The organism is Corynebacterium sp. HMSC063A05 (genome assembly GCF_001809695.1).
Classification (GTDB): Bacteria; Actinomycetota; Actinomycetes; order Mycobacteriales; family Mycobacteriaceae; genus Corynebacterium; species Corynebacterium amycolatum.
In genome coordinates, this window is sequence record NZ_KV798493.1 from 46,526 (window position 1) to 68,267 (window position 21,742).

Sequence of the window (21,742 nt, forward strand, 5' to 3'; positions counted from 1 at the left end):
CCTCAGAGCAGAGCCTCGAGCTTGCGGCGGAGCTTCTTGCCGTTCGACGCGACGGGCAGCTCGTCGACCCACAGAACCCGGGAGACGGGCACCCCGGCGACGCGCATCAGCTCGGTCGTCGCGGACCGGGTCACCGCCTGTTCATCAATCGGAGGTTCATCCCCGTCCGATTGCCCGGCACCGGTCGCATCGTCGGCCTTACGATCGGTCGGGGTCCGCCTGGCCAAGAACACGGCGATCTCCTCTTCGCCCGTGGCTGGGTTGCTCCGGCCGAGAACGGCAACATCGCGGTCAAGCACATTCTCCAGCACGGCTTCCAAATCAGCCGAATAGTAATTCCGGCCGTTGACGAAGATGATGTCCTTCTTCCGGCCGAGGACGAACAACTCGCCGTCGCGGAGAATGCCCATGTCCCCCGTTGCGAACGCCCCGTCATCGGTGAGCTCGTGCTCCACGATCCCCTCTGCTGTGATCGCGGCGCGGGTCATCGGAGCGCCGGCGATGTGGATTTCACCGACGGTGCCGTCGCCGAGGACCCCGCCCCCGTCATCGCGGATGGTCAACGAGATCCCCGGGACGGCCTTGCCCAAGGCGACGAACTCAGCTCCGGACTCGCTCTCGATGTCCTCGAAACGCTGCCCCGTGGCGATGCCCGTCCGGTCAAGTCGCACCGTGGACAGACCCGAGTAGATGTCCCGGGTCGTAACCAGGAGGCAAGCTTCGGACATTCCGTAGGCGGAGGTCAGGGCATCCTCCCGGAGGCCCATGGCGGACATCGCCGCGAGGAACTTCCGGGCCAATGGAGCGTCGATGGGTTCAGAACCGCTCATCAGCTTCTGGACGTTGGAGAAGTCGTAACCGTGGTCATCCCCGAGGGGCCGGCGCTCGAGATAGCGCAGGAAATGCTTGAACGCGAAGTTCGGGCACACTGTCACCGTCGGCCGGTGCCTGGTCACGGCCTCGAACCACCTCGGGGGATCGGCGACCACCTCGGAAACCGGCAGCAACACCTGGTCGTACCCACGAAAAAGGGCGTAGACGTGGAAGCCGATCAGCGAAAGGTTGTGGGTCAAAGGTAGCCACGTGAGCATCTTGTTCTCGTACCGGTGCGCGTGGCGTGGGATCGTCGCGCGCAGACCGTTCAGCACGGACTCGTTGGTTACGATGACGCCTTTTGGCGATCCCGTGGAGCCGGACGAAAACTGGATGAGGGCTTCGCCGGCCGTCCCACCTCGCACCGGGAACGCGGGGACCGCCCCGGCGCCATCCCCGGAATCCACGTCCCCCGCCTGAGAGAAGTCCGATTCAGCATCACCCGGCATCGCCGCACCCGGTTCCGCGGCAGCGTCATTGACGATGGACACGTCGAGCAGCCGGTCCTCGCCCACGACCACGGCGCCGTTTGCGCCGGTGAGCAGCGTGTGACTGCGTTCGTCGACCAGGATCGGGGCCCCGGGCATCATGTCCGAGAGCGTCCGCACCCTGTCGACGTCAACCGGGCCCGACACCGGCGGCGCAAGCGCCGGAACCGCGCCGGCGTAGACGCAGCCCCAGAACGCCCGGATGAGCCCGCGGTTCTCCGAAACCTGGAAGATCACGCGATCGCCGGGGCCGATGCCGGCTTCGGCCAACCGAGTCGCAGCCGCCACCGCCTCCGCATGGACCCGGCCATACGGGACGAAGACGTCCCGCCGATTCTCGACGAAGGTGATCCCCTTTTTCGTCTCATCGGCCTTGTCCCGAAGCACGTCGCTGATGGTCCGGATCGTGTTCATTGGTACCTCTTTCGGTTGTCGGCGCCATGCTGGTGCCGGGCGGACCGGGCCCGCATGGCGTGACCCGGAGGATGTGTCTGAAGGGTTGAAAGGGTGAAGCAACTGGGTGGGGCGCGTCTCCGCACAAGCTCGGAAACGCTCGCGGGCCCGGGACCCGCCGGTTCCGGGTGCCCGTCAAGTCACTGCGGACACCAGGGCGACGACGAAGGCCGCGGCGGACGCTGCGGCCACGAACCCGTCACGCACTCGCCAGGGGTGATCGGTGCGGAAGGTGCGCCGCGGATGGCGGCCGAAGTTGCGCATCGCCAGGGTCAGGGACAGCTTTTCGGCGCAGCGCACGGCGCTGACGAACAAGGGAAAGGCGATGCACGCGGGCGTCGTCGCGCGAATGAAGCCGGAGCGGAAAGACTGCCCCGGTCGCATCGAGCGCAATCTAATCGCCCATGTCAGATGGGGGATTTCGCTGCGCAGGAACGCCGCGATGCTCACCCCGGAAATCGCTATGGTGCACCATGTGTAGGGCACCCGGAGGCGTTGCACCATGGCGTCGAAAAGCTCCTCGACGCGCATGCACGCGGAGACCAGGACCGTCCCCGCGAACACGGCCGTCAGCAGCAGTCCGTGATGGATGCCGTGGCGGACGGCCTCCGCCGGATCCCCACCGCCGTAGAACTCGGAGCGCCACCCAAGCAGGCCGAAGAACACCCCGATCAACAGGACGAGGAGGACCTTCCCCGCCGTCGCCCGAACGTCGCGTTCCGCGATCGCAGCGAGTGCGAGGAACGCGACCCCCGTCAGCGCGAGAACGGCATCTTCGCCGGAGAGCAGCCCGGCGACGAGGACGAGCATCACCGCCGCGACAATCGTGATGGTGTTCAACCCCGCGCGCCTCCGAGCGGCGGATTCACCGGTCCAGGGGCTTTCGTCCCCGGACGTCCGTACGCCGGCCGCGGGCAGTGCGCGATCCCGCCGGGACGACTCCGGGGCAGCCGGCACGTCGGCCGCGGGACCGGACCAGGCGACCTTCCCTTCGGTGACGATGCTCGCCCGATCCGCCCACGTTCGCGCGGCACGGCGGTCGTGGCACGTGAACACAACGGTTCCGCCGGCCCCGGCGTATTCCGCTAGGGCATCCAGTACGATGCGCGAGCTCGGCGAATCCAGGTGCGCCAACGGTTCGTCGAGAAGCAGCAAACGGCGATTGGCCGCCACCGCCAGGAAGATGCCCAACCGTCTTTTCTGTCCGCCCGACAGGACGAACGGCGAGACGGGGTCAAGTGCCCGGGGGCACAGGGCTTCCCGCAGTTTCCGCAGCTCATCGGCGCCGAGTGGCCCGTGCGGGTCCGTGCCGGCCAGCGCGGAGTCGATTTCCGCGGCGACGGTCGCGCGGGTGAACTGGTGCTCGGGGTTCTGGAACGCCAACGACGCGAAGGCGTCGGGGACGCGCCGGGCAGACGCGCCGTCAATCCGGAGGTCCACTCCCGCCTTCATCTGGCCCGACAGCACCGCCAGCAAGGTGGACTTACCGGCTCCGTTGGCACCGACTAGGGCATGAATCTCGCCCCGTTCCAGTGTCAGATCGGCCCCGTTCAGGATCCTCTCCCCGCCTCGGGTCACGTGGGTTCCGGTCAAGGCCAGCAGTGGAACGGCATCCGCCTCCGATTCCGGATTGGGACGGTCCGGCACCCCCGTGCCCGGCGTACTGGCGTCCGGCGTTCCGGCGGTCGCGGCCGTCGTCGCAATGCCCTTCACCGCGATGCCATCCGGCGCTCCGTGGGCGGCGACGCTCCCGTCCGCATCGAGGATCGTCACCGTGTCGACCCACCCGTCGAACGGGCGGAGGTCGTGCTCGATGAGCAGGATGACGCGCCCCGGGGCCCGCAAATCACGGATGGCGGCGAACAGCGACCGGCGACCGTCCTCGTCGACGTGGGCCGCGGGCTCGTCGAAGATCATGACCTCCGGCGCCCTGGCCACCGCACCGGCGATGGCCATCCGCTGGCGTTGCCCGCCCGACAAAGCCCACGGATCCTTCTCCGCGAGCTCTGACAGGCCGAGCTCCGATAGAGCCTCGGCTGATCGCTTGGCGACGATACCGGCTTCCACGAGGGAAAACTCGAGGGCCATGGCCACGTCATCGACGACTCGGAGCGTGAGCACCTGCGTCGCCGGGTCTTGCCCGACGAAGGTGACCAGGTCCCCGTCCACGGGGCGTTCGGTGCCGTCGGCATCGACGATGTGCACGAATCCGGCATGGTCGATGGGGATGTGCGAGGGAATCAGTCCAGCGATGAGGTGGGCCAGGCTCGTCTTTCCGCATCCCACGGGTCCCGTGATGGCGTTGATCGTGCCGAAATCGAAGGAGAGATCCACCATGTCGGGTGCCCATCGCCCATCGGCGTGCCGCACGCCCGCGCCCCTAACCCGTAACCGGGCCGGGGCCGTCCCGCGTGTCGCACCGGCGCACGCGGGTGCTCCGCCGGTCACCGGGTGACCCCGCGGCTGCGAAGCCCCTTTGCGACGGCAAAGCCCAGGACCAAAAACACCAAGCTCGATGCCAAGGCTACGGCGAAGCTGATCAGGGTCATGGGAGTGGTCGGCGAGTCGACGCCGACTGCGCGCGGGGCCATCGGTCCCATCAGCGCGGAGAACAACATCGCCGACGCCACGAACTGGGGACGCGTCCACCGCCGGTACAGGGTGACCATGAACGGAAGCTCGATGAGCAATCCTTCCATAATCAGCGCCCCGATTGCGGCGATGCCGAACGGGGTGGTCGCCGCGGACACGACGCCCATGGCAAGGCACGCGATGAGGCTCGCGCCAAGCTTGCGGACGACGATGAGGGGAACAACGCACTGCAGGAACCACAACCCGAGCGTCGCCGCGACGAGATAAACGTGGGCGATGCCGGCGAACACCTGCAGGTAGGTCAGGGGCACGATGATGAGAGACCCCGCGACGCCGATTGCGGCGGCGACGAGCATGTCGCGGGTGGATGGTCGGCCACCCGCTGCGACCGGTGCGACGTGCACCAACCGCCCGTCATCCGTCTGCGACGCCACCGCGTCCCCGGCTCCCCCTCCGGAGAGGGGCTCTCCGGTCGATCCACGTTTTCCGTTCATCGTCGCCGCCTCGCTTCCGTTGCCGGTTCCCGATCGGGAACACCACCTGAAACAGTCTCAGGTTAGGCAATGCTTATCGCATTACGCCAGGCTCAATTTACTTACCTTACCCCCGCTCCCCCCCCCCGTTACCGTGATGGTGCCACCCCCCTCACGGGGCGCGGCCACCAGGCCCGGCATGACTTATCTGCGTGGATATTTCCATAATCCGGGGGTGTTGCCACCGGGCACCGGGGACAACCGCTGACAGCTAATAGGGACACGGACCAAACAGAGGTCTCGTCGTAACGTGGGTGCCTGCAACGGATGTCCAAGACACCTGTGACCAGCCGCAACAGAAGGACACCACCATGGAACCGTCCACAACACCCGAAATCATCATCGGCCTCGACGTCGGCAAAACTGGCCACCATGCCTGCGCGCTGACCAACACCGGCGAGAGAATTTACGACAAACCACTGCCCCAAGACGAAGCCGCACGGCGCGAAATCTTCGCGTCCATGCAGGCCCACGGCAGCGTTGTCATGGTTGTCGATCAACCCAACACGATTGGCACCCTGCCCATCGCCGTGGCCCGCGACTGTGGTTGCACGGTCGGAGACCTCCCCGACCTAGCCATGCGATAAGCAGCCGATTTCTACCCTGGACGATCAAAAACCGTTCGCCGGGATGCATTCATCATCGCCGACACCGCCCGCACCATGCCGCACACACTGCGGGCAGTCGACCGCGACGACGAGGCACTAGCAGCGCTGAAGATGCTCGCCGGATTCGACGACGAGATCGCCAAAGACGCCACCCGAACGAAAAACCGCCTTCGCAGCGTGCTCACACAGATTCACCCCGCACTCGAGCGCGTCTTTGCAGGCGAGATTCTCTCGCGCACGCTGGTGCTGGACTCGCTCATCCACTACGAAGGTCCGACAAAACTGACCGCCGCAGGTCGAGGCCGGGTCCTGAAGTGGATGCGCAACCGCGCCAAGAAGGACCCTGCTGCCCTGGTTGACGCAATTTTCGCCGCCCTTGCCGAGCAAACTGTCACGGTATCCGGCACTGCAGCAGCAGAATTGGTCATCCCGCAGCTGGCGGCGAACATCAAAGCGCTTCAAGCACAGCGCGACACGATCGCCGGACAAGTCGAGGAGATGTGCGAATCGTTTTCCTCTTGCCCAGGTCTTGATGTCGATGCCCGGCGTAGGTATCAAGACCGCCTCTAACATCTTGTGGTCCATCGGCGATTGCCAGGACTTCGCCGGCGCCGCGCACTTGGCCGCTTACGCCGGCATCGCGCCGACCACCCGGCAGTCGGGTACGTCGGTCCGCGGCGAGTTTCCTACCAGGGCCGGCAATAAGCAGTTGAAAAAACGCGATGTTTCGATCGGCGTGGATCGCGTCGAACTGCCATCCCGCATCGTGCGACTACTACCTGCGTAAACGGGCTGAAGGACAGAAGCACAATGCCGCGGTGATGTGGCTTGTCCGGAGCCGCTGCAACGTCATCTATGCCCTGTTGACTCGGCCCATGCATCCGCGCCGAAGCCGCGCAGAACCACGTCCACCAGCGGTAGGCGATAGCGGCCTCCCGCACCGAAAGCTCCGTCCCCTCCCCTGCCCTCCCCATCGCCTCAAACCCCATGGTTTAGGAGGGGGAAGAGGGCGTTCGAGGGCTCAACAGCTCAAGCCCAGGACCGCCGACTTACAGCTCGTCGATGTGCTTGCGCTTCGGGTAGACGCGCGGGCGAGCACCGGCAATCTCCTCAGCGATGCGAACGACCTGGTTGGAGTAACCGAACTCGTTGTCGTACCAGACGTAGAGCACTAGGTGCTTACCGTTGGCGATGGTAGCCAGACCATCGACGATGCCAGCGTGGGTGGAACCAACGAAGTCGGTGGAGACCACTTCTGGTGAGTGGATGTAGTCAATCTGCTGGCGCAGGACGGACTTCAGGGAAACTTCGCGCAGGTAGTTGTTAACCTCGTCGCGGTCGACCTCAGTGTCCAGAGTCAGGTTCAGCACCGCCATGGAAACGTCCGGGGTGGGAACGCGGATCGCGTTACCGGTCAGCTTGCCCTCAAACTCCGGCAGAGCCTTGGCGACGGCCTTTGCGGCACCAGTCTCAGTGAGAACCATGTTCAGGGTGGCTGCGCGACCACGGCGGGAACCCTTGTGGAAGTTGTCAATCAGGTTCTGGTCATTGGTGAAGGAGTGGACGGTCTCGACGTGACCGAACTCGACGCCCCACTTGTCATTGACGACCTTCAGCACCGGGGTGATGCCGTTGGTAGTACAGGAGGCTGCCGACAAAATGTTGTCAGAGTCCTCGATGATGCTGTGGTTAATTCCGTAGACGATGTTCTTTACATCGCCCTTGCCCGGCGCGGTGAGCAGAACCTTGGAAACCCCCTTGGACTGAAGGTGCTGCGACAGTCCCTCACGGTCACGCCAACGACCGGTGTTGTCAATGACAATCGCATCGTTAATGTCGTAGGCGGTGTAGTCAACAGTTGCCGGGTCGTTGGAGTAAATGACCTGGATCGGGGTGCCGTTTGCCCAAATAATGTTGTTTTCGCGGTCAACCGAGATGGTGCCGTCGAATGCACCGTGGACGGAGTCACGGCGCAGCAGCGAAGCACGCTTGACGATGTCGTCCTCACCATTCTGGCGAACCACAATCGCGCGCAGGCGCGGGCCGTTGAACAGTGCCTCACGAGCAAGCAGAATGCGGGCCAGCAGACGACCGATGCGTCCGAAACCGTAGAGGACAATGTCGGTCTTCGGGGTGTGAGTCCCGGCACCGATAACCTCGGCAAGCTCCCGCTCGAGGAATGCGCGCAGGTCGCCGCCTTCCTCTTCGAAGCTGGTAGCCAGGGCGCCCAGGTCGATGGAGGCGGTGCCGAGATCCATCTTCACCAGTTCCTGCAGAATCGGCAGAGTCTGGCTCAGAGGCAGCTCCTGCGAGGTAATGCGACGGGCGTAGCGGTGCGACTTAATGATGCCGGTCTCGGTGACGTTTTCCAGTCGGCGGCCGAAGATTGAAGTCACGACATCGTTGTTGCGCCGCAGCTGTCCCAGGAGGGGGATCATCTGCTCTGCAAGGCTGATGCGCTCATTCCAGTCATTGCGCTTGATGGGGGCCGAATCCGACATAAATCCTCCTGGCTTAAATGAATATGAGTTCCCCCTCAAAATACCCCGCACACGCCGTTCACCGGCTATCGCCCTCAACTGGGTACCCCGTATTGTGGCCCAGCTTTCACCCAATCGGGGGAGGCATTGGGAGGCGACCTGAGGAAGAAAAGTGAACCCTACTTACCCGTTAGAATTAAAGCCATGACGGAACCCCTGGATATCCAGCAGCAATCTCCCGCCCAGCCGCCATACCGCCTTGTAGTCACGGATATGGACGGGACTCTATTAAATGAAGACAAGGAAATCCCGGATTCCTTTTGGCCGGTAGTCACTGAACTGCTCGACTGCGGTGTCCACTTCGCTCCCGCATCGGGCCGCCAGTACGCCACTCTGGCCGACCAGTTCGCCCCCATTGCACACCGCATCCCAATCATTGCGGAAAACGGCAACTATGTCGCGGATGCGGGCGAGGTGGTCTCGGTTACCAGTATCGACCACGACATCGTCACCCAGTTGGTACACGCGATCCGCCAGTTCAACGACAACCGTGTGGCAGCGGGGCGCACTCCTCTATCGGTTATCATCTGCGGCGCTGCCAGCGCATACGTGGAGTTTTTCCCGCCGCATTTCAATATTTCGGAGGAAGTTCAGCAGCTGCAATTCAACGAGGCCGCCAAGTACTACTTGAAGCTGCAGAAGGTCGATGATGTCATCGTCGCCGCCGCCGAGGACGGCATCGTCAAAATTGCCGCCTTTGATCCTTACTCCGTCGAAGACGAATCCGCCGATTACTTGCGTTCCCAGAGCCCGCACCTGCGCGCGGTAGTCTCCGGTGCACATTGGGTCGACCTCATCGACGCCAACACCAACAAGGGCACGGCACTCGCCGCCCTGCAGGAGGCCCTCGGTGTCTCTCCTGCCGAAACTGTCTGCTTTGTTGACTACCTGAATGACCTCGAGCTCATCGACCACGCAAGCCGTTCGTTTGCCATGTCCAACGGTCACCCGGAAATCAAACGCCGCGCCACCGACATCGCACCGTCGAACGCGGAGGAAGGCGTCATCACGACGCTGCGCGAACTGTTCAACCTCTAACGTCGCCCCAACGTAATTGACCCCTTACCCCACTGGAGCGGTAAGTTAGAAAGGTTGAACCCGATTCCCTTATTCCGATTTTCTTTTTAAGGAAAGCGTAGTCTCCCTGTGACAACTCTCGCCGAAGAAGCAGCACGCCGCCGCACATTTGCCGTCATCGCACACCCGGATGCCGGTAAGTCCACGCTCACCGAGGCGCTGGCACTGCATGCTCATGTCATTAACGAAGCCGGTGCTGTCCACGGCAAGGCCGGCCGCAAGTCGACTGTGTCCGACTGGATGGACATGGAGAAAGATCGCGGCATCTCGATTGCCTCTTCCGCGCTGCAGTTCGAGTACCAACCAGAGGGGCACGACGGCGAACCATACATGATCAATCTCGTCGATACACCTGGTCACGCCGACTTCTCCGAAGACACCTACCGTGTGCTCACGGCTGTCGACGCCGCTGTCATGCTTGTCGACGGCGCCAAGGGTCTCGAGCCTCAGACGTTGAAGCTGTTCCGGGTTTGTAAGTCCAACGGAATTCCCATCGTCACGGTCATCAACAAGTGGGACCGCCCGGGTAAGGCTCCCCTGGAATTGATGGATGAGATTGTTGCGGAGATTGGCCTGCAGCCGACACCGCTGTACTGGCCAGTCGGCGAGGCGGGTGACTTCCGCGGTCTACTGGAGCGTGGCGAGGACGGTGAGGCCAAGCAGTTCATCGGCTTCGAGCGCACTGCCGGTGGTGCCACCATTGCCGCCGAGCGGCACCTCACCCCAGATGAGGCCGCCGCGGAACAGGGCGATGCCTGGGAGACGGCAGCCGAGGAGTCCGAACTGCTCTCCGCCGATAGCGCTGACCACGACCAGGAGATGTACCTCGCTGGTGACACCTCTCCGGTGATTTTCGCCTCGGCCATGCTGAATTGGGGTGTCCACCAGATCCTGGACACTCTCTGCGAACTGGCTCCGGCACCTGGCGCCCGCGAGTCCGACCCGGCTGCCGTTGCCGCTGCTGCGGCTGGCGGCCAGGGAGCTATCGTCGAAAAGCGCGAACCGACGGATGATTTTTCGGGCGTCGTGTTCAAGGTGCAGGCGGGTATGGATACGCACCACCGCGACAAGCTGGCGTTCATGCGCGTTGTCTCTGGTGAGTTTGACCGCGGCATGCAGGTCACGCATGCGCAGTCGGGACGCAGTTTTTCTACAAAGTACGCCCTGACAGTGTTCGGTCGGACGCGTTCGACCGTGGAGACGGCCTACCCGGGCGACATTGTCGGCCTGGTCAATGCGGGTTCGCTGGCGCCGGGTGACACCATTTACGAGGGCCGCAAGGTTCAATTCAAGCCAATGCCTCAATTCGCGCCGGAGCACTTCCGCACCCTGCGCGCCAAGAGCCTGGGCAAGTACAAGCAGTTCCGCAAGGCTGTCGACCAGCTCGATGCCGAGGGCGTGGTGCAGATTCTGCGCAACGATGCCCGCGGCGATGCCGCCCCGGTCATGGCCGCGGTCGGACCGATGCAGTTCGAGGTGATGATGGCGCGCATGGAAAACGAGTACAACGTCGAGACCATCGCAGATCCCATCCCCTACTCCGTCGCCCGCCGCACGGACGAAGAGACCGCGCCGGAGCTTGCAAAGCAACGCGGCGTGGAGATCTTCACGCGTTCCGACGGCGCCCTCATCGCCCTCTTCGGCGACAAGTGGAAGCTGTCATTCATTGAGAAGGAGCACCCGGAGTTCACGCTCGAGACGCTGGTCGCTGACTAAAGTTCTCGGTTGCACACAGCGGCAGCGCCAATAACAACCCAATAGAGATAAGGAGATTTCACCAACATTGAGCCAAACGGTTGAGCTTCCTCCGCAACCAAGTGCATGGCAGCTTTTTACTGCCTTCCACTCCCGTGCGCAGAGATGGCCAGGTGCCCTCCGCGCAGCACTCGCGCTATTCCTGCCGGGTGCCGTGGCACTTCTCACCGGCCATGGCTCGGAGATGCTCCTTATCGCCGCTGGTGGTTGCGTGGTCATCTATGGCGAAGGCCACCCCTACCGCAGTCGCCTGCGCGTGATGGCCATCGCCGGACTATGCCTGGTCGCCGGCGTTATGTCCGGCAGTTTTGTTGGCTCAGTGGTCCACAGTGAGATCGCTTCCGGCGACAGTAATCTATGGCTGCTGCTCATCGCGCTTTTTACCACGACGCTGGCTACCGCCGGCGCCTTTATCCAAAACGCACTGCGCCTGCCACCACCAGGTTCATTCTTCATTGTGATGGTCTCAGGCGGTACCACAATGGTCGCCCGCCTTGGCTTCAACCCGGTTGAAACCGCCATGTGGGCTACCGTTGGTGTGCTTTCGGCGATAGTCATCGGCATGGCACCACGGTTGTGGAATCCGCACGGCCCCGAGATGGCGGCCGTCCAATCCCTTGAATCAGCCATCGAGGCGATGGAAAAATCAGACTCGACATCGTTCGCCGTTCATCACCAGGCGCAAACTGCACTCACCGACGCATGGGAATCGCTTGCCGACGCAGGCATCATCCGTGGCAGCAAAATCGTCAAGCCCTCCCATACGGAACTGGTCAACCGTGTCATCGCTGCTCATCAGCGACTGATTGCTATCCGCGGCCGCTTGGGCGTGCACGGCAGCGCTGTGGACATCGTGGACACACCTAACCTTATCGACGAGACACAGACAACCATTCCACTCGCTCGGCCAAGCGTAAGCTACCGAGTCTTCCGCTCTTTCGAGCGCTATTCTCACGCGTCGATGACTGCGACAAAGGTGGCTATTACTGGCGGCTTAGCTGGTCTCATCAGCGTGCTAGTCGGTCTTGACCGGCCTGACTGGGCGGTGGTCAGCGCATTGATGACTCTACAGTGGGGCCCCGACCGCACCGCCGGTTCGATTCGAGGAATTCACCGCATGGTGGGCTCGATTATCGGCATTTTCCTCTATGCGCTGCTCTTTTCCTTTGGCCTGGACAGCTGGACGCTACTTATCGCGCTTGCAGCCTGCCAATTCGGCGCGGAGATTCTCGTGGTGAAGAACTATGCGCTGACGACGATCGTCACCACTCCGCTGGCGCTGCTGCTGGGCGGAAATGTCGCTGGCGAGCTCGCACCGATTGTGACCGATCGTGTTTTGGAAGTCGGTATCGCCTGCGCGCTGGCTCTCGCTGTCCTGCACTTCTGGCCGACCGAGAGCATTGAGAAGCACTACCTGCGTCATATTCCGCGCTGCTATCGACAGATGGGTGCTCTTCTCGGCGCGCTGCTAACCGGCACTCCGAATCAGGCACTCGATATTCGTCGCGATCTCCAGTACGAGCTGCTCAGCGAGCGCCAGGCCATCTCGTCTCTGGCCACCAACGACCCCAAAATCGCCGCTCCGCACTGGGATGGGCATCGTCGCATTCGCACGGCCGGTTACTTGCTGTTGGACTACTGCCGTACGCATCCAGATATTAGGCCTTCTCACGAAGAGATTTCCAAGCTCGCCGAAGTGGTTCAGGCAGCTAAGTCCGAGGAATACTAGTCCTCCGGCAGCGGAGGCTCCTTGCGTAGGTCGCGGGCGGTTGCCCGGCGTACCTCGCGCGGTTCCTCCTCCGAGCCCCGCGAACGGAACTTGGCCGCGATGTCCTTCAACGAAGACGACAGTGGCGGCAGCTTCTCCAGCGCGTCACGGCCCGCGTCCCACGCGTCGGTAGCAATGTTTTCCGCTTTCCGACGGAACTTGCGGACCTTCTCCTCACGCTGACGCTTAGTCTCTGCCGCGTCATTTTGCCGCTCGCGCTCACGCTCAAAGGCGGCGACATCGCGGGCCTCCGCGTCGGAAAGCCTCTTTGAAGCGTGTGCCGCGGCGTCCCACGATTCCTCCAGCGACTCCGCGAGGTGCAACATGGCATCGATGCGCTTTTCAACTTCGCGCAACTTCTCGCGGTAGCCCCGTTGAATGTCGTAGCGGCGCATGATGCGGCGGGCACGAGTGGCCTCATTGCGCCAGGTGATGATTGCGCCCTCAGAAATCGACTCATCGACGACGAAACGCATCGTCCACGGGTCGACATCAGCGCTGGCCAGATTGTTGCGTACCCGCTCCTCGCGGTCGAGGACGTCCTGCACGAGACTGCGGGCACGCTCTTCGGCTTGATGGGCGCGGTTGGTACGGGAGTTATCTGGTCGGAAGCTCACCTGGACTATCCTACCGCTCGGCTGCTGCCAAAGCCGGTACTTGGTCGGTCTCGGAGCTCTTCTGCTGGTTATTGTCGTGCTGGTGCTCGAGTCGAACCCAGGAGACAAAGCCCCAAATAACGAAGCATCCGTAGAAGAGGTACAGCGCTGCTGACGGGTAGTAGCCACCCTTGAGCAGCAACGGCACTCCCACGGCGTCAACGGCAATCCAGATCAGCCAGAATTCGTTCCAGCCGCGGGCCATGCCCCAGGTCGCTAGCATCGAACCGACGAAAATCCAGGCATCGGCCCATGGCCCCCACGAGCCCAGCATCTCAAAGACATTGGCACAGATCACTGTGGCGAAGATAGCCACGGCAATCATCCCAATGCGTTCCGTTGCCGTCGCCCACCGCGGCTCAATTGCGACCTCATCACCGCTCTGATTGCGGCTCTTGACCCAGCTGAACCACCCGTAGAGACTGACGACGATAAACATGACCTGACGCCCAGCCTGGCCATAGAGATCAAGATTTTGCGGCGTGTGGAAAACTCCGCCGAGGAAGACGGTAAACAGCAAGGCATTTCCGATAATGCCGACCGGCCAGGCCCATACCTTGCGTTTCATACCTAGGAAGGCACACGCGAGGCCAAAGAGGTTACCAACAATTTCTCGAATTAAGATTGGTGCTCCCGCCACACTGAGCTGTGCAGTGAGGAAACCCACCAAAAAATCCGACACGTATTCCACGAATTATTCAACTCCTTCTCTTTCATCCGGACTATGACCGTCGGTTTCGGATTCCAACCGAAATCTGCTTGTCCCCTACCTGATGACCCTTCTGGCCACAGGTAGGGCGCTCGTGGACTTGTCTGCGTCAGCCGCAGCTTCACCACCGGTGAGGAATTTCACCTCGCCCTGAGAATGCGAGTTCAACGTTAGCACTGTCGCCTTGTGCGCATGTGCATTTTATTCAATGAGGATCTAATACAGTCCCGACATATTTACGAATCTATAATGCGTAGTATGAGCCAAAAGCCCCGCCAGCCACGTCCTTCCCGCCCCGCCCGCTGCTCCCACCACAAGCGCTCCGCTGGCTGGGTTCCGGACCAGCACGGCGCTTGGTTCATGGTCACCATTCCCCCGCTGACTGCACTCGCGCTCAACCCCACATGGACAGGCCTTGCCGTAACCGCGACGTGGCTGCTCGGCTACTTCGCATTTTTCGCCGTCAGCGTCTGGCTCCGCTCTCGTCGCCAACGCCGCCATCTGGCACCCGCCGCCACATACACCGCGCTCACCGCCGTCGCTGGCTGCATCACTCTGCTTGCCGACGTTTCCCTTCTCACCTGGGTCGCCCTCATCGCCCCTCTTGCCGCTATCGCTATTTGGGAGACCTACCAGCGCCGACCGCGCTCACTTCTCTCTGGTGTCTCCACTGTTCTAGCCGCCAGCCTCATGGTGCCCATTATCGCCGGGCCAACCCCGAAAGCCTGGGCAATTGCGGCTATCTACGCTGGATATTTCGTCGGCACCGTGCCCTATGTGAAAACAATGATTCGCAAACGCGGCAGCCGACAGTGGCTCATTGGCTCGGTCACCTACCACGCCCTCATTACCGCTGCGGCCATCATCGGGTGGATCCTGCTCCGCGACCGGAATCTCATCAGCATCGGTGTGCCCATTGTCACCATTGGGCTTCTCATCAGGTCTTTTGCCATGCCAATCTCCGGTGCTCGCCGCGCTAAGCCGTGGACACCCAAACAGGTCGGAATTCTCGATGCTGTCTTTGGGCTCGCCGTGGTCCTGGCCGCATGGTAAAAACAACGGCGGGGATAAACTTTGGGGAATTTTGGGGAGGGGACGAAGTCTATGACTTCCACCAAACACGCAGTCACTCACGCAGTTTCCGTCTCAGACTTGGCGGTTAGCCTGAACTCGCGGCAGGCACCACAGTCGGGCTGGCGCAGCTGGGTTCATAAGGCTACCTGGGGCGCAATTTCGCCGCGGGAATCATCGTCGGCACGCAAGCAACGCGAGCTGATAGAGCGGGTGCGACAGCCTATCTACGGTGACTACAACATCGCTGTTGTCAGCGTGAAAGGTGGCGTCGGCAAGACGTCGACAACCATGTGCCTGGGCGCCACGCTTGCAAGCCTGCGCAGTGACCGAATCGTCGCAATCGACGCGAATCCGGACTTTGGCACCCTCGGCGCACGCGTCACCGCGGCCAATCCCGCATCAATTCGCGATCTGCTCCGAGCCCCGGATACGGACAAATATGCGCAGGTCCGCGCGTACACATCTCACACTCCATCGCGCCTGGAGGTTGTCGGCAGCGACCAAAACCCGACATCGACGATCGCGCTTTCCGACGGTGAATACTGCGCAGCCCTCGACATCCTTCGGCGTCATTACAATGTGAGCCTGACTGATTGTGGTACCGGCCTGACGCAGCCCATCGCCGCTTCGATTCTTTCTGCGGCCAATTGCCTGGTGCTGGTCACCACGCCCGCACTGGACGGCGTGAAAAGCGCCTGGACGACGTTGGATTGGCTTTCAGCGCACGGCTTCGAACGGCTGGTTTCTACCACTGTCGTGGTGGTCAACGAGCTAAATAAACAGGGGCTGTCCACAGAGACCGTGCACGAACTATTTGCCCAGCGCTGCCGCGCAGTGCAGGTCATCCCCTATGACCCGCACATTGCGAATGGCGCGAATATCGAGCTGGACAATCTCCAGCCCGCCACTACCCAGAGCTATCTCGAATTGGCGGCCATGATTGCCGATGACTTCGCGCCGACTACGGGCCGTCACAGTTTTGTTTAGCTCAGGTGCTGACGAATCCCCTCGACATCGACCTCCTGAACGGAGGCGGGCTTGAAGGTGGCGTCGCGGTCCTTGTCCACCAAAACCGCCCGCACGCCTTCGGCAAAATTGGGGTGCTGACGCATGTAAGCGCCGAGCTTCATCTCCCGGTTCAGAGCCTCCTGCAGCGTAACCCCCGGACCCGCGTTCGCTGCATAGAGCTCCGCTGCCGCCACGAGACTCTCCGGGTTGGCGGGTGCCAGCAGATCGCGGAAGGTCTCCACTGTTGACGACGCACAGGAGCCAGCCTCAGCGGCTTCGTTGAGAGCACGCTCAATCTCCAACCAGCTATCAGCGCCGAAGCAGGCCTCGATGCAATCGCTCCACTCGGCCAGCTGCGGCTCACCGAGCAGCTCACGAGCCTCAGCCGAGTCCACATCGAGCGCATACTCCGCAAGCGCCGAATCAATTCCGTCTCGGTCCAGTGCCGCGACGAACTCGTCCAGTTGCGCGGATGGCACCGCATGCGTTGCCCATCCAGCCCACAGCATGTCCGCCGCAGTTAGGCGGTAACCGGTCAGTCCTGCAAACCGAGCAATCGCGGGCGAGGGTCCGCCCAACTGAGTGTTCACATGCTGCGAAAAATAGGTAATGCCCACATCGGGAACAAAGCCGATTGCCATTTCTGGCATGGAGGCGCTGGCTCGCTCAGTCACGATTCGGTGGGAGCCGTGCATGGAAACTCCCAGGCCACCCCCCATAGCGATGCCATCAATAATCGCGATATATGGTTTGGACTGCGCAAATTCCGCAATCATCGCGTTCATCTCGTACTCGTCCCGGAAGAACTTCTCCCCCTGCTCCGGAACACCATCGAGCACAGCCTGCCGAACTGCGCGCACGTCACCACCGGCACAAAACGCCTTGGGGTGACCGGATGAAACAACAATGTGATCCACCGAGTCGTCGTCACGCCATGCGCGGAGCCCCTCGACGACCTCGGTGACCATATCTAAATCGAGTGAATTAAGTGCCTTCGGCCTGTTCAACCGAAGGTGACCAGATCGCCCGTGGACTTCTCGCAGCACCTTTGGCTCATCAACCTCGGTGCGTGCCGTGCCAGAACCGTTATCAGTAGCAGTCATGCCACCCAGTGTGACACAGATAACTATCTATGGAAAGGCTCTGGCTTGATGGAACGACTGACGGCCGCGAGAACTGCCTAAACAAAGAAGCTACTTCTTCTTGCTCTTCTTGCCCTTCTTGTGCTTCTTGCCCTTCTTATCGGACTTGCCTGCACCCTTCACACGGTCAGCTTCGAGCTTCGCGGCAACGTCCGGCACATAGCGGAATTCAGTACGCGGCGGACGCTCGTAGCTCCCCTCAGACTCCGGACGCTCCGGAATTTCCGGAACATCCCGCTGAATGTGCTCGTACGGAATGGTGGTCAGCAGGTGGTTGATGACATTGATACGCGAGCGCTTCTTGTCCTCGGACTCAACCGTGAACCACGGTGCGGACGGGATATCAGTGTGGATGAACATCTCATCCTTAGCGCGGGAGTAGTCCTCCCAGCGAGTGATGGACTCCAGGTCCATCGGCGAGAGCTTCCAGCGGCGCAGCGGATCTTCACGACGGGACTTGAAGCGAGCAACCTGCTCCTCGTCCGACACGGAGAACCAGTATTTGCGCAGGATAATGCCGTCTTCAACCAGCAGACGCTCGAAGATTGGAGCCTGGTGCAGGAAGCGACGGTACTCCTGCGAGGTACAGAAGCCCATGACGCGCTCAACGCCGGCGCGGTTGTACCAGGAGCGGTCGAAAATCACGATTTCGCCGGCAGTCGGCAGCTTTTCGACATAACGCTGGAAGTACCACTGACCCTGCTCACGGCTCGTCGGAGCCGGCAGAGCCTCAATGCGACAGGTACGGGGATTCAGGTACTGCGTGATGCGCTTAATGGCCGACCCCTTGCCGGCGGCGTCACGACCCTCCATCACGATGACAATTCGGGCACCGGTTTCTACCACCCACTGCTGCATTTCGACGAGCTCTGCCTGGAGCTTTTTGAGCTCGGCCTCATAAGCCTTCTTGTCGAGCTTCGGTGGGCGCTGGACGTCGTCATTATTCATAGTCCTCAGCTTACCTGGCACCCTGCCCTGACCCTATTCACCGGGTTTAACCGAGGGGTCTAATCGCAAACCTAATTGGAGCCCTAGTCACGCGAGTAAAAACGCAGCGTGACCTGCGCAACAAGCCCAGCAAAGACCATGCCGATAATGACCACGATTGGCGCCACCACACCAATATCGCCGTTGGTCAGCGGCGCCAGAAGCTGTGCCTTGTACAGGTTACTCAGCGCCGGATCGATGACCGTCGCCTTACCCAGGAACAGCGCACCGATGGCCAGCAGACCACCAATCAGCGACGCAATCACCGCCTCGAGGACGAACGGCGCCTGTGTGAACCAGCGGCTGGCACCGACCATGCGCATAATCTCAACTTCCTTACGACGCGAGAACGCCGCAATCTGGACCATGTTCGCAATCAGGAACACAGCGGCAACGGCCTGCACCGCCGCCAGCAGGAAGGTCGCATTTCGCACCGAGTCCAGGTTCTGAGCTGCAGTACCGATCTCTTCATGCTGGTCAGTAACGTGGTCGACCTGTGGCAGCTCCCGAATCGGATCCAGCGGGCTGACATCGGTCGGGTCGCTCAGACGCACCATCACGACAGCAGGCAGCGACTCCGGCGTCGCATTTTCTACGAGCACGGGGTCGCTATCCTTAAACATCTCCACGAAGTGGTCAAAGTTTTGCTGACGATTTCGGAAGGTCACCGAATCAACGCCGTCAGTCTCTTCAAGCTTGCCGACGACCTCAGCACACTCCGGCGAGGAGCAAGTTTGGTCCTCGGCGGAGATTTGTTCATTCAGTTCGATCTGCACTTCTACGCGATCGAGATAGAGATCCTTCGTGCGGCTGGTCTGCTCAGTAACCAGGATGCCGGTCGCAAGCAGCGCCAACGACACCGCGGTCGTAATAATCATCGCGATGGTCATCGTGATGTTTCGGCCCAAGGAGGAGAAAGCCTCACCGAGGACAAAGCGAGTCTTCATAGGTCAGTAATACCTTTCGAATGAGTTCTTCTACCGATGGACTGTCTGTTAATTGTTCAGGCCGTAAACACCCGTGGCGTCGTCACGCACGAGACGCCCCAGCTCCAGCTCCAACACGCGGCGACGCATGGAGTCGACGGCATCGTTGTCGTGAGTCGACACGATAACGGTCGTCCCCATGCGATTGATGCGGTCAAGCAAGAGCATGATGTCACCGGAAGTGCTTGGGTCGAGGTTGCCGGTGGGCTCGTCGGCAAGCAAGATGAGCGGGCGGTTGACGAAGGCGCGAGCAATGGCAACGCGCTGCTGCTCACCACCCGACAACTCGTGCGGGTAGCGATTTTCCTTGCCCGAGAGCCCGACCATTTCAAGCGTTTCCGGAACAGCTTTGTCGATTTTCGCCTTCGGCTTGCCAATAACCTGCAATGCGAACGCGACATTTTCGTACACGGTCTTCTTTTGCAGCAGGCGGAAGTCCTGGAAGACGTACCCCACCTTTTGACGCAATTTCGGGATGTTGCGGCGAGAGATCTTAGTCAAATCCTGGTCTGCAACCGTCAGTTTTCCTGAATCCACTTTCTCTTCACGCACCATAAGGCGCAGGAATGTCGACTTACCAGAGCCCGACGGTCCAATAAGAAAGACAAACTCACCTTTATCTATGTGGACTGAAACATCGTCGAGAGCTGGTCGGCTAGAAGTCGAGTAGGACTTGGTAACCCCGTCGAAAGTGATCATAGATAGACACTCTAATCACTTAAGCCACTCAAGTCACTCTGGAATGCGTGGAATTGGGCGCCGGAATAGCGAGGCTGCGGAGCTAGGTGACATTGCCCCCCCCCAGAGCGCGCGACCACACAGAAGTGCACGCTACGACAGTATTCGAAAGAATTTTCTCAAGAATCTCTACCCCCCTTTACTTCGCCTACATGTTCGATTAAAATGAGCGATGAAAGATTAAACGCGAGGATTAAAAACACCAAATAACGTCGCCGAGCTGCTTAAAGCTCGGAAAACTGACACTCAGAGTTAGTCGAAAATATTTTCCCTACCTCTTCCTTATTTCAACATTTCAACATCCAGGCCTTATCTTTCAGGGGGATTCAACAATGGCCAGCGGGGAACATATACCACGGAAACGCACTTACGCTGCGGCGATGGAAGCAACAGCGCCACGCTTTCACCATGAGATTTCTCAAACAGCACCAGCACGTCTTGGAATTGGCCGTAATCGAGCTGATCTGCAGCTTGCCCTTGCTTGTGTTCCGTCTTCTTCAACAAAAGATGTCGAAGATTACATCGCCAAAATCGCTCCAGCTCTTGGCATGTCGCGCGGGAGAACACTCCAGTACATCGATATCGGGATGCAGCTAGAGCGGCTCCCGCGGTTGAAAGAGCTTCTGCTCAAACGCGCACAGCTACCGCTTCCCCACATGCGGGTCATTGCCACAGCCCTCCTCCCCTTGGATGACGCCTCTACTGTGAAATATTTCGAAGACCATCTCCTCGAACTGATCACGCCGCGAGTCGATGGTGAAGTTCTTCGCGGGGTTCGGAGTCTTCAACAGAATATTCAGCGATTTATTAATGAAGTCAGCCCGCTATTGCGCCCTAAAAATGAGTACGACCCGCCGATTACTTCGTTTCAAAAAGGCATCGAGCAAAAAGCTGGCGAATCTATAAAGTTCGAGTTAAAGGACAACCTCACTGAAGTCACCATGGAACTGATGCCTGAGCGGGCAATTGAGTTTCAGAAGGTCTTGGAAGAAATTACCGCTGATCAGGACTGCGACTTCGTCGAGGCTTTTTCACACCTTCTGCACGGGACTGCTCAGGTCACCGCCACGTTGAATCTGTACTGCCCACTTACTCAAGACAAGCCACAGGAGGCATGGATCGGCGGTCTGGGGTGGATCAACAAAATCGCCACTGAATCCTGGATCGATCGAGTCACTAGCATCCGGCTACTAGCGGACGAGAAAACGGAAAAGTACTCGCCAACAGAGCGACAGCGTACTTACGTCCAAGGTAGAGACGGCACCTGCCGCTTTCCCGGATGCGATGTCGATGCAACGAAGTGCGACATCGACCACATTCAGCCGTATAACCACGAGAATCCCGAAGAAGGTGGCCAAACCGAAACGCCCAACCTCCATTGCCTATGCCGCCGGCACCACAATCTAAAAACGGCCGGTCTTTGGAATGTCGTGCGCGATATCGACGGCGTGGAGTACTGGACCTCCGCCACTGATCAAAGCACCGAAAAAGCTGCGCTTATCAGTACAGAAACAGGACCGCTCTCCGGCCACGGTCGCTACTCTTTCGACCTGCGCAAGACAAAGAAAGCACAGACACTCAAGGAATACAACGAGCAGAGGTTGGAACACCTCCGCGAATCACAGGAGCTGACAAATCAGGCTCGCGAAGAACTGGGAATGAACAAAAACGAGAGAAACGGAGAAGCCGACGAGCCCACCACACCGGAAACACCCAAGGCACCGGAAGCGCCCGAAGACGAACCGCCCTTCTAGC

16 protein-coding genes, 1 pseudogene and 1 riboswitch are annotated in these 21,742 nt (G+C 60.6%); of the genes and pseudogenes, 7 read left to right on the forward strand and 10 right to left on the reverse strand.

Going from position 1 to position 21,742, the window contains the following annotated elements:
• Window positions 1–2: 2 nt before the first annotated feature.
• From HMPREF2651_RS01140 to HMPREF2651_RS01150, 3 genes are all read right to left on the reverse strand, one after another.
• Entirely contained in the window at window positions 3–1,775 is a 1,773-nt protein-coding gene (locus HMPREF2651_RS01140; protein WP_038626238.1) for an AMP-binding protein, read from the reverse strand.
• Window positions 1,776–1,949: 174 nt separating this feature from the next.
• The gene (locus HMPREF2651_RS01145) at window positions 1,950–4,184 is read right to left on the reverse strand and encodes an ATP-binding cassette domain-containing protein (protein WP_235191263.1); all 2,235 of its coding nucleotides are present in this window, start codon (window positions 4,182–4,184) and stop codon (window positions 1,950–1,952) included.
• A gap of 74 nt (window positions 4,185–4,258) precedes the next feature.
• Entirely contained in the window at window positions 4,259–4,840 is a 582-nt protein-coding gene (locus tag HMPREF2651_RS01150) for an ECF transporter S component (RefSeq protein WP_235191264.1), read from the reverse strand.
• A 410-nt stretch (window positions 4,841–5,250) separates the two neighbouring features.
• Here HMPREF2651_RS01150 and HMPREF2651_RS10730 point away from each other — a divergent pair.
• Window positions 5,251–6,413: pseudogene (locus tag HMPREF2651_RS10730) on the forward strand (IS110 family transposase); the annotation flags it as partial.
• A 183-nt stretch (window positions 6,414–6,596) separates the two neighbouring features.
• Here HMPREF2651_RS10730 and HMPREF2651_RS01165 read toward each other — a convergent pair.
• Window positions 6,597–8,048 (reverse strand): glyceraldehyde-3-phosphate dehydrogenase, encoded by a 1,452-nt coding sequence (locus HMPREF2651_RS01165; RefSeq protein WP_038626244.1) that lies wholly within the window; start codon window positions 8,046–8,048, stop codon window positions 6,597–6,599.
• 183 nt (window positions 8,049–8,231) lie between these two features.
• Between HMPREF2651_RS01165 and HMPREF2651_RS01170 the strand changes: the two genes are divergently transcribed.
• The 3 genes from HMPREF2651_RS01170 (at window position 8,232) to HMPREF2651_RS01180 (ending at window position 12,648) form a co-directional block, all read left to right on the forward strand.
• The gene (locus tag HMPREF2651_RS01170; RefSeq protein WP_038626246.1) at window positions 8,232–9,125 is read left to right on the forward strand and encodes a Cof-type HAD-IIB family hydrolase; all 894 of its coding nucleotides are present in this window, start codon (window positions 8,232–8,234) and stop codon (window positions 9,123–9,125) included.
• A 108-nt stretch (window positions 9,126–9,233) separates the two neighbouring features.
• Window positions 9,234–10,880, forward strand: coding sequence for a peptide chain release factor 3 (locus HMPREF2651_RS01175; RefSeq protein ID WP_038626248.1), 1,647 nt, complete (start codon window positions 9,234–9,236; stop codon window positions 10,878–10,880).
• A gap of 67 nt (window positions 10,881–10,947) precedes the next feature.
• Window positions 10,948–12,648, forward strand: a complete 1,701-nt coding sequence (locus HMPREF2651_RS01180; RefSeq protein ID WP_038626251.1) for an FUSC family protein — start codon at window positions 10,948–10,950, stop codon at window positions 12,646–12,648.
• Here the strand turns inward: HMPREF2651_RS01180 and HMPREF2651_RS01185 are convergent.
• Together HMPREF2651_RS01185 and pnuC are read right to left on the reverse strand one after the other, a co-directional pair.
• Complete coding sequence (locus tag HMPREF2651_RS01185) at window positions 12,645–13,304, reverse strand: hypothetical protein (protein WP_016423226.1); 660 nt, start codon at window positions 13,302–13,304, stop codon at window positions 12,645–12,647. The genes HMPREF2651_RS01180 and HMPREF2651_RS01185 overlap by 4 nt on opposite strands.
• Window positions 13,305–13,314: 10 nt before the next feature.
• Window positions 13,315–14,034, reverse strand: coding sequence for a nicotinamide riboside transporter PnuC (gene pnuC / locus HMPREF2651_RS01190; protein ID WP_049181354.1), 720 nt, complete (start codon window positions 14,032–14,034; stop codon window positions 13,315–13,317).
• A 10-nt stretch (window positions 14,035–14,044) separates the two neighbouring features.
• Window positions 14,045–14,214: riboswitch (FMN riboswitch) on the reverse strand.
• A 96-nt stretch (window positions 14,215–14,310) separates the two neighbouring features.
• On the opposite strand from pnuC, the gene HMPREF2651_RS01195 reads away from it, so the two are divergent.
• Both HMPREF2651_RS01195 and HMPREF2651_RS01200 read left to right on the forward strand, forming a co-directional pair.
• Window positions 14,311–15,105: a YwiC-like family protein gene (locus HMPREF2651_RS01195; RefSeq protein WP_065422984.1), complete on the forward strand. Its 795-nt coding sequence runs from the start codon at window positions 14,311–14,313 to the stop codon at window positions 15,103–15,105.
• Between the two features lie 51 nt (window positions 15,106–15,156).
• Window positions 15,157–16,113, forward strand: coding sequence for a MinD/ParA family ATP-binding protein (locus tag HMPREF2651_RS01200; RefSeq protein ID WP_049181359.1), 957 nt, complete (start codon window positions 15,157–15,159; stop codon window positions 16,111–16,113).
• On the opposite strand, the gene HMPREF2651_RS01205 is transcribed toward HMPREF2651_RS01200, so the two are convergent.
• The 4 genes from HMPREF2651_RS01205 to ftsE all read right to left on the reverse strand — a co-directional run bounded on the left by HMPREF2651_RS01205 (window position 16,110) and on the right by ftsE (window position 19,948).
• Window positions 16,110–17,237, reverse strand: a complete 1,128-nt coding sequence (locus HMPREF2651_RS01205) for a 3-hydroxyisobutyryl-CoA hydrolase (protein ID WP_049181361.1) — start codon at window positions 17,235–17,237, stop codon at window positions 16,110–16,112. The genes HMPREF2651_RS01200 and HMPREF2651_RS01205 overlap by 4 nt on opposite strands.
• A 90-nt stretch (window positions 17,238–17,327) precedes the next feature.
• A complete protein-coding gene (gene ppk2 / locus HMPREF2651_RS01210; RefSeq protein WP_049181362.1) occupies window positions 17,328–18,224 on the reverse strand; it encodes a polyphosphate kinase 2 in 897 nt (298 codons plus the stop codon).
• An 83-nt stretch (window positions 18,225–18,307) separates the two neighbouring features.
• Entirely contained in the window at window positions 18,308–19,210 is a 903-nt protein-coding gene (gene ftsX / locus HMPREF2651_RS01215) for a permease-like cell division protein FtsX (protein ID WP_038626263.1), read from the reverse strand.
• Window positions 19,211–19,258: 48 nt separating this feature from the next.
• The gene (ftsE, locus tag HMPREF2651_RS01220; protein ID WP_038626265.1) at window positions 19,259–19,948 is read right to left on the reverse strand and encodes a cell division ATP-binding protein FtsE; all 690 of its coding nucleotides are present in this window, start codon (window positions 19,946–19,948) and stop codon (window positions 19,259–19,261) included.
• A 419-nt stretch (window positions 19,949–20,367) separates the two neighbouring features.
• Here ftsE and HMPREF2651_RS01225 point away from each other — a divergent pair, with 419 nt between their 5' ends.
• Window positions 20,368–21,741 (forward strand): HNH endonuclease signature motif containing protein, encoded by a 1,374-nt coding sequence (locus tag HMPREF2651_RS01225; protein WP_239393075.1) that lies wholly within the window; start codon window positions 20,368–20,370, stop codon window positions 21,739–21,741.
• Window position 21,742: the final 1 nt, after the last annotated feature.

Coding starts and splice junctions, on each gene's coding strand:
- HMPREF2651_RS01140 (WP_038626238.1), bottom strand. CDS start 1,775: ATGAACACGATCCGGACCATCAGCGACGTGCTTCGGGACAAGGCCGAT.
- HMPREF2651_RS01165 (WP_038626244.1), bottom strand. CDS start 8,048: ATGTCGGATTCGGCCCCCATCAAGCGCAATGACTGGAATGAGCGCATC.
- HMPREF2651_RS01170 (WP_038626246.1), top strand. CDS start 8,232: ATGACGGAACCCCTGGATATCCAGCAGCAATCTCCCGCCCAGCCGCCA.
- HMPREF2651_RS01195 (WP_065422984.1), top strand. CDS start 14,311: ATGAGCCAAAAGCCCCGCCAGCCACGTCCTTCCCGCCCCGCCCGCTGC.
- HMPREF2651_RS01200 (WP_049181359.1), top strand. CDS start 15,157: ATGACTTCCACCAAACACGCAGTCACTCACGCAGTTTCCGTCTCAGAC.
- HMPREF2651_RS01205 (WP_049181361.1), bottom strand. CDS start 17,237: ATGACTGCTACTGATAACGGTTCTGGCACGGCACGCACCGAGGTTGAT.
- ppk2 (WP_049181362.1), bottom strand. CDS start 18,224: ATGAATAATGACGACGTCCAGCGCCCACCGAAGCTCGACAAGAAGGCT.
- ftsX (WP_038626263.1), bottom strand. CDS start 19,210: ATGAAGACTCGCTTTGTCCTCGGTGAGGCTTTCTCCTCCTTGGGCCGA.
- ftsE (WP_038626265.1), bottom strand. CDS start 19,948: ATGATCACTTTCGACGGGGTTACCAAGTCCTACTCGACTTCTAGCCGA.
- HMPREF2651_RS01225 (WP_239393075.1), top strand. CDS start 20,368: ATGGAAGCAACAGCGCCACGCTTTCACCATGAGATTTCTCAAACAGCA.